At 54.9% G+C, this 11466-nt stretch carries 10 protein-coding genes and 1 tRNA gene; 8 read left to right on the top strand and 3 right to left on the bottom strand.

Annotation, left to right across the window (positions count from 1 at the left end; translation table 11 throughout):
* The first annotated feature begins 28 nt into the window (after positions 1–28).
* Positions 29–892, top strand: coding sequence for a LysR family transcriptional regulator (locus TH30_RS21115; protein ID WP_114100064.1), 864 nt, complete (start codon positions 29–31; stop codon positions 890–892).
* Between the two features lie 65 nt (positions 893–957).
* Here the strand turns inward: TH30_RS21115 and TH30_RS21120 are convergent, their stop codons facing one another.
* On the bottom strand, positions 958–1959 hold the full coding sequence (locus tag TH30_RS21120; protein WP_114100065.1) for a Gfo/Idh/MocA family protein: 1002 nt from the start codon (positions 1957–1959) through the stop codon (positions 958–960).
* A gap of 338 nt (positions 1960–2297) precedes the next feature.
* On the opposite strand from TH30_RS21120, the gene TH30_RS21125 reads away from it, so the two are divergent.
* Together TH30_RS21125 and pyrC are read left to right on the top strand one after the other, a co-directional pair.
* Positions 2298–2374: transfer RNA gene (locus TH30_RS21125), tRNA-His, on the top strand.
* A 146-nt stretch (positions 2375–2520) separates the two neighbouring features.
* Positions 2521–3567, top strand: coding sequence for a dihydroorotase (pyrC, locus tag TH30_RS21130; protein ID WP_114100066.1), 1047 nt, complete (start codon positions 2521–2523; stop codon positions 3565–3567).
* Between the two features lie 75 nt (positions 3568–3642).
* Here the strand turns inward: pyrC and TH30_RS21135 are convergent, their stop codons facing one another.
* On the bottom strand, positions 3643–4509 hold the full coding sequence (locus TH30_RS21135; protein ID WP_114100067.1) for a putative metalloprotease CJM1_0395 family protein: 867 nt from the start codon (positions 4507–4509) through the stop codon (positions 3643–3645).
* Positions 4510–4697: 188 nt separating this feature from the next.
* Here TH30_RS21135 and TH30_RS21140 point away from each other — a divergent pair, with 188 nt between their 5' ends.
* Positions 4698–5561, top strand: a complete 864-nt coding sequence (locus TH30_RS21140; protein WP_114100068.1) for a DUF547 domain-containing protein — start codon at positions 4698–4700, stop codon at positions 5559–5561.
* 57 nt (positions 5562–5618) lie between these two features.
* Here TH30_RS21140 and TH30_RS21145 read toward each other — a convergent pair whose 3' ends face one another.
* Positions 5619–5855, bottom strand: a complete 237-nt coding sequence (locus TH30_RS21145) for a hypothetical protein (protein WP_114100069.1) — start codon at positions 5853–5855, stop codon at positions 5619–5621.
* A 361-nt stretch (positions 5856–6216) separates the two neighbouring features.
* Between TH30_RS21145 and TH30_RS21150 the strand changes: the two genes are divergently transcribed.
* The 4 genes from TH30_RS21150 to TH30_RS21165 all read left to right on the top strand — a co-directional run bounded on the left by TH30_RS21150 (position 6217) and on the right by TH30_RS21165 (position 11296).
* Positions 6217–7191, top strand: a complete 975-nt coding sequence (locus TH30_RS21150) for a DMT family transporter (protein WP_114100070.1) — start codon at positions 6217–6219, stop codon at positions 7189–7191.
* 189 nt (positions 7192–7380) lie between these two features.
* Positions 7381–10191, top strand: a complete 2811-nt coding sequence (gene gyrA, locus TH30_RS21155) for a DNA gyrase subunit A (RefSeq protein ID WP_114100071.1) — start codon at positions 7381–7383, stop codon at positions 10189–10191.
* 11 nt (positions 10192–10202) lie between these two features.
* Entirely contained in the window at positions 10203–10730 is a 528-nt protein-coding gene (gene coaD / locus TH30_RS21160) for a pantetheine-phosphate adenylyltransferase (RefSeq protein ID WP_114100072.1), read from the top strand.
* Between the two features lie 62 nt (positions 10731–10792).
* Positions 10793–11296: a peptidylprolyl isomerase gene (locus TH30_RS21165; protein ID WP_114100073.1), complete on the top strand. Its 504-nt coding sequence runs from the start codon at positions 10793–10795 to the stop codon at positions 11294–11296.
* Positions 11297–11466 lie beyond the last annotated feature (170 nt).

Genomic DNA, 11466 nt, shown 5'->3' on the forward strand with positions numbered 1-11466 from the left:
TGGATAGGGCCAAGGGGGAGTTGCGGGAATGCTCGAATGGGATGACCTGAAACTGGTGCTGGCGATTGCGCGTGCGCGCAGCATTACGCAGGCTGCAAAGCAAACCGGCATCCATCATTCGACGCTGTTTCGCCGGATCGCTGATATTGAAACCCGGTTGGGGACACCGCTTTTTGAGCGTCTTCAGGGCGACTATCAACCCACCAGTACCGGACAGGCAGCGATTGAAACCGCTGAAACACTCGAAGCCGAAATGGCCGTATTGGCCCGCAAACTTGCCGGGCAGGATATCAGGCCGTCGGGGATTTTGCGCCTGACCTCGACCGATACGCTGTTGCATGCGGTGCTGGCTGATGATCTTGCTGCCTTTGGGAAGGCCTATCCGGAAATCACCCTTCAGGTCGTCACCGATAACCGGTTCTATGATCTGAACCGTCATGATGCCGATATCGCGATCCGGCCCAGCAACGCGCCCAATGAAAATCTGGTCGGGCGCAAAATCGCCCCGATCCGCTCGGTGATCTGTGGTCCGTCGGGGCTGGATGATCCGGCCAAAGGTCCCTGGATTACCTGTGACGAGACGCTTGCCCATATCAAGGCTGCGCGCTGGCGCGACAAACATTTTGCGGATCAGCATGTCGCCTTGCGCAGCAACTCATTGCTGAATGTGGCGCGCCTCGTTGATGCCGGAGGCGGTTTTGCGGTTTTGCCTGCTTTTCTGGTTGCAGCATTTGCCAATATAGCTGTGATTGGCGATCCGGTAGAAGGGCTTGATAACGATCTCTGGATGCTGATGCATCGCGATCTTAAGGCCACACCACGTGTGCGGGCCTTTAACGATTTTATGTTTCCGCGCCTGAAACAAAAGGCCCCCCTGTTTGCCGGGGCTTGAGAGGGGCATAAAGAAAAAGCCGGGTTTCCCCGGCTTTTGTCATCTTCTCTGATGGCCCAAGCAGATCAGGCTTTGACCATTTCCCAACTGCCGGTCTTGGCCGAGCGCGTCAGGGCATCAAGGATTTGCATATTCATGATCGCATCCTCGATCGGATAATCGACCGGGCTTTCCCCCTTAAAGATCGCAGTCGCCGCATCCCCCTGAAGGGTATAGTGATTGCAAAGCGGGAATTTGATCTCGCGGGCTTCGTCAAAGCCTGGCTGTTTCTGGCCAGCCACCCGGATGATCGCCGGATTTTCCGGGATCGGGTTGAACGGCATAATGATTTCGATGCGGCCTTCTGTGCCCAGAATATGAACGCGCTGTACGGCGGCCGACTGGGTGCCGCAGACAAAGCTTGCCTGTAACCCCGATCCGAAATCAAGCATGCCCGAAACAAGACGGTCGGTTCCGAATTTCGGGTCCTTGTCCATCAGGGATACAACACGAACCGGCTCCCTGCCTGTGACAAAGCGCGGGCCGACAATGCAGTAGCATCCGATATCAAGCAGCCCGCCGCCGCCAATATCTTTCTTGTTGCGCACATTGTTCGGGTCGGCATTGAAATAGGTAAAGATGGTCTGCACCGTGGTGATGTCACCGATCTGGCCGCTTTCAACGATCTTGCGGGCTTCAAGCCACTGAGGATGATGGCGCACCATAAAGGCTTCAAGAACCTGTTTGCCGCTTTTGTCCCGGGCGGCGATCAGGCGTTTGGCATCCTCGGTATCAAGACCGATCGGCTTCTCGCACAGGACATGTTTGCCTGCTTCAAGCGCCTTGATCGTCCATTCAACATGCAGATGGTTGGGCAGGGGATTGTAAACCGCCTCGATAGACGGGTCTGCCAGAAGTTCCTCATAGGAACCATAGGCGCGCGGAATACGCAAATTTTCGGCGACCTCACGGGTCTTTCCAAGATCGCGTCCGGCAATGGCAAGGATTTCAAGCTTGTCGCTTTCCTGCATGGCCGGGATGACCTTTTCCGTGCCGATCTTGGCGGTGCTGATGACGCCCCACTTCATTCCGATACTCCGTCTGTTTTTCTGTTTTGTGGCCCGCCAACCCGAAATCAATCCTTGGGTGCGGGCAGTCCGCAATGACGTATATGCATGGTTTCGCACATTGTTTTGCGGTTCAGTTCCTGGTTCCGATTAATTAAGGCATGTGGCCCGACATGCAAGATGTTCAGACGGGTAGGTGAGTTAAATTATCATACAAATAACGCCATTGGTTTGGTGTCAAACCGCCCAAGCCCGCAAAATTCGGCGCTTTGAAGGGGTTGGGGAGATTCAGCGGAAAAAAGTGAAAATATGCGCTTGACGTTGCGGGCCACGGGCCATATAAACCGCGCCACACGATGGCGGGTGTAGCTCAGGTGGTTAGAGCACCAGATTGTGGCTCTGGGGGCCGTGGGTTCAAGTCCCATCACTCGCCCCATGTGAAAAGGTCAGGCAGAAATGCCTGGCCTTTTGTCTTTTCTGGTCACATTTCCCCCGCTTTGACATTCCCAATTCCCACCCAATCTGCTAGGTAACGCTCCATATTTCCCAGATGGGGCTCAATGGTTGCCAGGAGATCGTCACATGTCGACACATCGCATTACCCTTCGCCGTCCGGATGACTGGCATTTGCATCTGCGTGATGGCGCGATGTTAAAAGGTGTGATTGGCGAGACTTCCGCGCATTTTGCCCGTGCGATCATCATGCCGAACCTTGTGCCGCCGGTGGTCAAGACCGCCGATGCCGTTGCCTATCGCGACCGCATCACGGCGGCCATTCCGCAAGGCCATGATTTCACCCCGCTGATGACCCTGTATCTGACCGAGGGCACCAATCCCGATGATATCGAGGAAGGTTACAAGGCCGGTGTGATCACCGCATTGAAGCTTTATCCGGCGGGGGCGACCACCAACTCCGATAGCGGGGTTCGCAATTTTGACAATGCGATGCCAGCGCTTGAGCGCATGGCAGAGCTTGGCATTCCGCTGTGTGTGCATGGCGAAGTCACCGATCATGATGTCGATATCTTTGACCGCGAAGCGGTGTTTATCGACCGGGTTCTGGAGCCGCTGCGCAAGCGTTTGCCGGAACTGCGCGTGGTGATGGAACATATCACCACCGAAGACGGCGTTGAATACGTTAAGGCCAATGACAAAAATCTGGGTGCAACGATCACCACGCACCATTTGATCATTAACCGCAATGCCATTCTGGTGGGCGGCATTCATCCGCATATGTACTGCCTGCCGGTGGCCAAGCGTGAAAAGCACCGTCTGGCGTTGCGTGCCGCCGCCACGTCGGGCGATGCGCGCTTCTTCCTCGGGACCGATTCCGCCCCGCATACGGATGAGCGCAAGGAAAGCCCGTGTGGTTGTGCCGGTATCTTTACCGCCAATAATACCGTGCAGCTTCTTGCCCATGTGTTCGAGCAGGAAAACGCCCTTGATGAGCTCGAAGCCTTTGCCTCGGTCAATGGCCCGCAATTCTATGGCTTGCCGTTGAACGGTGATCAGATCACGCTGGAAAAACGTGCGGAACCGGCGAAATTCGCCGCCAAGATCGAAACCGGCGAAGGTCCGGTCACGGTATTTAATCCGGGCTTTGATATCTTCTGGCATTACGCCGACTGATATCGAGCTTCGGATCAGACAAAGCAAAAGCGGCTCCGTGCGGGCCGCTTTTTTGTTGGGTGAATGCAGCGGGAATTAGCCGCTAAGATCAATCGTACTTGGCGCAGCATTAAGGCCAAGGGTGATGCGATAGCTTTCTGCTGCGGCACTGGCCTGTGATGCGATCATGGCCGAGATGCTCATGGATGCGCCCTTGGCGACGTTAAAATCCGCAGCCGAGCTACCCGGAACCGACGCAGCACGTGAAATTGCAGCCTGATTGGCGATGGCGGCAATGCCATCAAGTCCCTGAAGGGGATGAATACTGACTTTCCCGCCCGTGGCGTAAAGTCGCCCGTCGGGGCCTGCGGTATAGCTGTAGCTGATCATGCCGGCATTGGCGCCGGCCAGTGTCTGGTGGCTTTCTTCCTCGGTCCGGACGGTCGCATCACGGGCGCGCAGTTGCTGAATGATTTCACGTTCGCTTGCGGTCAGAAGGGCCGGGTTGGATGTGCGCGGGCGCGCGCTTTTGGGCGTGTCTTCGCGTTCCTGTTGCTGGCGTTCGGTCGGGGATGTGGTGTCGGTTTCAGGGGCAGCCGGTTCACCACTAATATCACGCGGATCGAGTTGCTGGATGATCGTGATGACCGACGCGGCACGGTTGACCGGTGCGGTTTGCGCGGGCGGCGCTGGTGGCGGTGGCGTCTTTTCCGCTGTCGTCCCGGTGCTGTTTGATCTGGATGGTTCGGTGCGGGGGAGTGATCCGCTGCCGGGCTGCGATGTGTCTGAAAGCGGGACAAGCGCCACGGCGGCAGGCATGGTTTGCGGCGCAGACGCGCCCGTTCCGCCCGACCCGCTGGTCGGCGGCTGGCTCCCGGAGCCGGGCAGGGCGCGTGTGGCTATGATCTGGCCAAGTTGCCCGCCACTTCCGGGGATAACCTGTATTGCACCGGCCTGTATCATGGTTGCTATTGTATCTCAACTCGGGGTTAAAAGTATATAAAGCAGGTTTGCGTGATCACGCCGGTTTGATGAGGTCGTTTTGCCCCTATGCGGTTAACACTGATGATATGGTGCCTCACACTGATTTCTAAAACGGGTCTTCCCGGCTGGTACGTTACTTCGTCGCCCTGAAAAATGGTTTGCTGATCATGCGCGTGTTTCTGTCTGTTCTGATGCTTGTCCTGATATCGGCTTTTGCGCCGGTCGGGGCCTATGCCGCCCCCAAAGCCGATCTTTGGCCGGACTGGCAGGCGCATGATCCTGACAGCATGCAGAAAATTGATCATTCCGGCTGGCAGGCGGTGCTTGACCGGTTCGTTGCGCAGCCAGAACCCGGTGTCACCACCTTTGATTACAAGGCAGCACTTGATGATCGGGCCAACGGGATTGAGGCCGTGGCGGGCTATGTCGGGAAAATGGTCACGGTTCCGGTCAGCGACCTTAATCGCAATCAGCAACTGGCATACTGGATCAATCTTTATAATGCGCTGACCGTAAAGGTGGTGCTTGATCATTATCCGGTGGCATCAATCCGCGATATTGATATCTCGCCCGGTCTGTTTTCGCTGGGTCTGTTTTCATCGGGGCCATGGGACAAGAAGCTGATCACAGTCGAAGGGCGGACCTTGTCGCTTAATGATATCGAACATCGCATTCTGCGTCCGATCTGGATTGATCCGCGCATTCACTATGCGGTCAATTGTGCATCGGTCGGCTGTCCGGCACTCGCACCCGAGGCCTATGATGCCGACCTGCTTGATGATCAGCTTGATCAGGCAGCACGTGATTTTATCAATCACCCGCGCGCCATTCACAGTGACGGGGACGGCGGCTTTGTGATTTCAAGCCTGTATGACTGGTATCGGGAAGACTTTGGTGAGCGTGATGCGCAACTGGTTGCCCATCTTCTGACCTATGCCGGGCCGGAGCTGACCCGTCAGCTCGACAGCATCGGCCGGTTTGATGTGAGCGACGACGTTTATGACTGGTCGCTGAACGACGACCGGCCCTAAACAACATTACCTGTATGGTTCCCGGCATATGGCGCGGGATGGTGCTGGTGTCGGCTTTCAGGCGGCCTTGTGGCGCAACCTGTTGCCCTGTGCAGCCTCGCTGCCCCAAGATATGCGGGTGTGATGGGTGCTGCCAAATTCGCCAAAGGCGGATTTTCCGGCACGGGTTTGAGTTACCTGTTCAATCGTGTGACGAACGTCACTGGCAGAAATGCCATCATAGCGCATTAATGTCTGCACGATCGGGTCGGCAAGCATGTCTTCAATCGACAGTTCCTGATCAACGTAGCTCATCTTTTCGTATCCCGGTTTTTATTGTTGTGCGTAATGTAATGCTATTGCAAATCATTCGCAACTAAAAACATGTGCTGATTGTGCTTTTTTCCACTTTTCCCATTTTGCTTCATTGATCTGCCTTATGGACGGCAGCACAATGAAGGTGGAATATCGGCTGTTTGGAGGATGGTTATCCGCATCCAGGATCCCTCCGGTCGGTTGCGTGTCTTTCTGTCGACAAGATGGTCCTGACCCGGAATGAAAGGACGGTCCGGGTTCTATTTTCTTGATTAATTGGTGCTTGGCCTCTAACGCTGATTGCTGGTTTGATCACGACTGTGATGAAGCCCAATAACTATGGCGAAAATAGGCTGGGAACATGACACGTCCGGGAATTCGTGAATATGGCTTGCTGTTGCTTCTTGCCATTATCTGGGGAAGCTCGTTTACCTTTATCAAGATTGGTGTGCATGCCTATTCCCCGCTTGTGGTGGCTGCAGGGCGGCTGACCTTTGCCGCAATCGTGCTGTGGTGTTTTGCATTGATGCGCAAATCCGAAATGCCCAAGGGCAGGCGGGCCTGGATTTCGACCTTTATGGTCGCACTGGTCGGCAATGCCATTCCGTTCTTTTTGATCAGTTATGGCGAAACCCGCGTTGATGCCGGGCTTGCCGCCATTCTGATGTCGACGGTGCCACTGACCACCGTGGTGCTTGCACATTTCTTTACCCATGATGAAAAGCTGACAGCAGGCAAGGTGGTCGGGGTTGTTCTGGGAACGATTGGCGTGATTGTGCTGGTCGGGCCGGAAACCCTTTCGGGGCTGGGCGGGGAATTCCTGTTCCAGCTGGCCATTCTGGTTGCCGCTGTCGGTTACGCCATCTCGTCACTGGTGGCGCGCAATCTGCGTGATCAGCCGCGCATCGGATCCACGGCAATTATCCTGACATTTGCATCCGTAATGCTGGTGCCCTTTACCCTGATCATCGATCAGCCCTGGACGATGACATGGGATCTGAAAGCGGCGGTGTCTATCATGTATCTGGGCATGTTCCCGACCGGGATTGCCATGTTCATGATCCTGCATCTGATTGCCGTTGCCGGGGCCAGCTTCCTTGTCTTTAACAATTACCTTGTTCCGGCGGTCGGTGTTCTGATCAGTTTCATTGTTCTGGGTGAAGTGCCCCAGCCCAATGCGCTGATCGCACTTGTGATCATTCTGGGCGGGATTGCCGCATCCCAGATGCGGTTTGGCCGTAAATCGGCATCACTCGAACCCAAGCTTGCAAAATCTGATCCGATGGCCCCGGTGCTCGACGTTCCAAAGAGCGAAAAAAGCAAGCCCCGACAGTAAGATCGGACCACGGATTGATGATAAATTCCGAACTTTCTTGCCCAACGCGGAATGATGGGATTTGTCAATATTGTTTGTGGTCGATAAACCTGATACTTTCCGCCTTTCTGGTCCGGCATGTGCTTGAAAATAGCTGCATGTCACGCCGATTGAATCATTTCTGATCAAGCGTTTAAGAGGTCACGGCCTTTGTCCACCCAAGAGACCAATTCCGAAAGCCGCGATATTTTCCCGGTTTCCATCGAACAAGAAATGCGCCGCAGCTACCTCGATTACGCAATGAGCGTGATTGTCAGCCGTGCGCTGCCTGACGTCCGGGACGGTTTGAAGCCTGTACATCGTCGTATTCTGTACGCGATGCATGAAAACGGTTTCGAATATAACAAGCCGTTCCGCAAATCGGCCCGTGTGGTCGGGGACGTGATGGGTAAATACCATCCGCACGGCGATAGCGCGATTTACGATGCGATGGTCCGTATGGCGCAGAACTTCTCCATGCGTCTGCCACTGATTGACGGGCAGGGGAACTTTGGTTCCATGGATGGCGATAAGGCCGCCGCCATGCGTTACACCGAAGCCCGCATGGCGAAATCAGCGCATTTCCTGCTTGATGATATTGACAAAGACACGATTGATTTTCGCGATAACTACGACGAAACCACCAAGGAACCATCGGTTCTTCCGGCACGTTTCCCGAACATGCTGGTCAATGGTGCGGGTGGTATTGCCGTGGGTATGGCGACCAATATTCCGCCGCATAACCTTGGCGAAGTTATCGATGGCTGCATGGCCTATGTCGATAACCCGGCAATCACCGTCGAAGGCCTGATGGAATTTGTACATGGTCCGGATTTCCCGACCGGTGCACTTATTTTGGGCCGTTCGGGCATCCATTCCGCGTTCAAGACCGGTCGTGGTTCTGTCGTCATGCGTGCCCGCACCCATGTCGAGGAAGTCCGTGCGAACCGTGAAGCCATCATTGTTACCGAAGTTCCCTATCAGGTGAACAAGGCGACCCTGATGGAAAAGATCGCCGAACTGGTGCGCGACAAGAAGCTTGAAGGCATTTCCGATCTGCGTGATGAGTCCGACCGTTCGGGCGTTCGCATGGTGATCGAGCTCAAGCGTGATGCGAACTCTGATGTTGTTCTTAATCAGCTGTTCCGCTTTACCGCCCTTCAGACCTCGTTTGGTGTAAACATGCTTGCGCTGAACCGTGGCAAGCCGGAACTGATGAACCTTAAGGACATCATTCAGGCCTTTGTCGAGTTCCGCGAAGAAGTCATTACCCGTCGTACCATCCACCTTCTGAAAAAGGCGCGCGAACGTGCGCATGTCGTGGTTGGTCTGGGGATTGCCGTTTCCAATATCGACGAAGTCATCAAGCTGATCCGTAATGCGGCCGATCCGACCATTGCGCGTGAACAGCTGATGGCACGCGACTGGGCAGCGGGTGATATCGTTCCGCTGATCGAACTGATTGCCGACCCGAACCAGATCGGTTCGACCGATGGCATGTATCGCCTGTCCGAAGCACAGGCCCGTGCGATCCTTGAACTGCGTCTGCATCGCCTGACCGGTCTCGAACGCGACAAGATCGCTGCCGAATTGACCGAATTGGGCGAGAAGATCAAAGACTTCCTTGATATCCTTGCCTCGCGTGAGCGCAAGCTGACGATCCTCAAGGATGAACTGACTGAAATGCGCAACGAGTTCGCCAACGAACGTCGCAGCGAAATTCAGGAAGCCGAATTCGAACATGACATCGAAGACCTGATTGCCCGCGAAGACATGGTCGTGACCGTGTCGCACAGCGGATATATCCAGCGTGTTCCGTTGTCGACCTATCGCGCACAGCGTCGCGGTGGCAAAGGCCGTTCGGGCATGGCCACCCGCGAGGAAGATTTCGTTTCCAAGCTGTTCGTTGCCAATACCCATACCCCGGTTCTGTTCTTCAGCTCCGAGGGCATGGTCTACAAAATGAAGGTCTGGCGTCTGCCGGTCGGTACCCCGCAGTCACGCGGCAAGGCTCTTGTGAACCTTCTGCCGCTGTCCGAGGGCGAATATATCACAACCGTGCTGCCGCTTCCCGACGAGGAAGAATGGCCGAACCTGCATGTGATGTTTGCGACCTCGACCGGTAACGTCCGTCGTAACAGTCTTGCCGATTTCGTGAATGTGAAATCCAACGGCAAGATTGCCATGAAGCTTGAAGAAGATCGTGGTGACAAACTGATTGCGGTTCAGACCTGTACCGATGATGACGACATTCTTCTGACCACCCGTCAGGGCAAATGCATTCGGTTCCGTGTCAGTGACGTTCGCGTCTTTACCGGCCGTAACTCGGTTGGTGTGCGCGGCATTCGTCTGGCCGACGAAGATTCCGTCATCGCGATGTCGGTTCTGTTTGGCAATCATGTCTCGATGGAAGAACGCGATGAATACCTTTCGATCGCAGGTAAACTGCGCCGCGAGGAAATCACCGAAGACAGTCTGCCGCTTGAAATCCTTACGGCCGAGCGCCATCAGGAAATCAGGGATGGGGATCAGCTGATCCTGTCTGTGACCGAAAACGGTTATGGCAAGCGTACCTCTGCCTATGAATACCGTGTCACCGGTCGTGGCGGTCAGGGCTTTGCCAATATCGAGATGTCCGAACGTAACGGCAATGTTGCCGCATCCTTCGTGATCGAAGAGGGCGACGAACTGATGATGGTCACCAATGGTGGCAAGGTCATCCGTATGCCGACCCACGATATCCGTATTGCCGGTCGTAAGACGCAGGGCGTGACCTTGTTCCGTACTGCCGATGACGAACAGGTCGTGGCGGTCGAGCGACTAAGTAACCTTGGTGGTGACGACGAAGGCGAGGAAGGTGATATCGAGGGTGTCGAAGGTGCCGTTGATGGTGCTTCCGATGCCGGTGAAGCGATTGAAACCAGTGCTGTTGATGCCGGTGATGATGCACCGGAATCTGACGGCGCAGATAGCGACGAATAATTGGAAGTTCGATGACTGAGATGTCTTCTACCGTATCGCGCATCGGGATTTACCCGGGGACCTTTGACCCGGTAACCCAGGGGCATATGGATATTATTCGTCGTGCGACCCGCATTGTGGACCAGCTTATTGTCGGCGTTGCAATCAACGCCGGCAAAGGTCCGATGTTCGGGGTGGATGAACGCTGCAAGCTGGTGGAAGAGGCCCTGAAGGCTGCGGGTGGCGAAGTCGCTGCACGTACCTCAGTTAAGCCATTTTCATCGCTTCTGATGGAATTTGCCAAGGAAAACGGTTCAAGCACGATCATCCGTGGTCTTCGCGCGGTGTCGGACTTTGAATATGAATTCCAGATGGCTGGCATGAATGCCCGGCTGTCCCCGGAAGTCGAAACTGTCTTCCTTATGGCGTCGGACAAACAACAGTTTGTCTCGTCGCGCTTTGTTAAGGAAATCGCCCGGTTGGGCGGTAATGTTAGTGAATTTGTGCCGGCAAACGTGCTCAAACGCTTGCATGAAAAGCTGGCAGAAGAAAAGGAATAACGCAGGCCATGCGTCTTATTCGTCTGTTCTCAATAATTGCTCTCGTACTAGGAATTGTAACCATGTCCAATGGAAACGACGCTGTCGCTCAGGATTTGGAAAACACGCTTTATCTTGATCTGAAAGATGGCCGCGTTGTAATCCAGCTTCGCCCGGACCTTGCGCCGAATCATGTTGCCCGTATCAAGGAACTGACCCGTCAGGGCTTTTATGACGGTTTGAAGTTCCATCGTGTTATTGAAGGCTTCATGGCGCAGACCGGCGACCCCAAGGGCAATGGCACCGGTGGGTCAGGTCAGAAGCTTGATGCTGAATTCTCCAAGGAACATCACGGTCGCGGCACCGTTTCCATGGCCCGTTCGGCAAACCCGAACAGTGCTGATTCGCAGTTCTTCATCTGCTTTACCGACGCACCGCATCTTGATGGTCAATACACCATCTGGGGGCAGGTGTCTGAGGGCATGGAATATGTCGACATGATCAAGAAGGGTGCGCCGTGGGCCAATGGCACCGTCGCCGATCCTGACGTCATCGTCAAAATGCAGGTTGCAGCAGACGCGCAGTAATCGCGTCAGCCGATCATTTGCAACTGAAAGCCGTCCCTTTGTGGGGCGGCTTTCGCGTTTTAGGGCGTGAAACCGTAAAAAGACGGAAAATATGGAAAACAGGTGTTGACCAGCGCCCTGTCTGCCATTAAAACGCGCTTCACCAACGTTGAGGGCCCGTAGCTCAGTTG

Origin of the sequence: Thalassospira profundimaris, from assembly GCF_003326795.1 — a bacterium.
GTDB lineage: Bacteria > Pseudomonadota > Alphaproteobacteria > Rhodospirillales > Thalassospiraceae > Thalassospira > Thalassospira profundimaris_C.

What these genes read in the sequence shown, in the direction of transcription:
- TH30_RS21115 (WP_114100064.1), top strand. Translation starts at nt 29, where the DNA reads ATGCTCGAATGGGATGACCTGAAACTGGTGCTGGCGATTGCGCGTGCG.
- TH30_RS21120 (WP_114100065.1), bottom strand. Translation starts at nt 1,959, where the DNA reads ATGAAGTGGGGCGTCATCAGCACCGCCAAGATCGGCACGGAAAAGGTC.
- pyrC (WP_114100066.1), top strand. Translation starts at nt 2,521, where the DNA reads ATGTCGACACATCGCATTACCCTTCGCCGTCCGGATGACTGGCATTTG.
- TH30_RS21135 (WP_114100067.1), bottom strand. Translation starts at nt 4,509, where the DNA reads ATGATACAGGCCGGTGCAATACAGGTTATCCCCGGAAGTGGCGGGCAA.
- TH30_RS21140 (WP_114100068.1), top strand. Translation starts at nt 4,698, where the DNA reads ATGCGCGTGTTTCTGTCTGTTCTGATGCTTGTCCTGATATCGGCTTTT.
- TH30_RS21145 (WP_114100069.1), bottom strand. Translation starts at nt 5,855, where the DNA reads ATGAGCTACGTTGATCAGGAACTGTCGATTGAAGACATGCTTGCCGAC.
- TH30_RS21150 (WP_114100070.1), top strand. Translation starts at nt 6,217, where the DNA reads ATGACACGTCCGGGAATTCGTGAATATGGCTTGCTGTTGCTTCTTGCC.
- coaD (WP_114100072.1), top strand. Translation starts at nt 10,203, where the DNA reads ATGACTGAGATGTCTTCTACCGTATCGCGCATCGGGATTTACCCGGGG.
- TH30_RS21165 (WP_114100073.1), top strand. Translation starts at nt 10,793, where the DNA reads ATGTCCAATGGAAACGACGCTGTCGCTCAGGATTTGGAAAACACGCTT.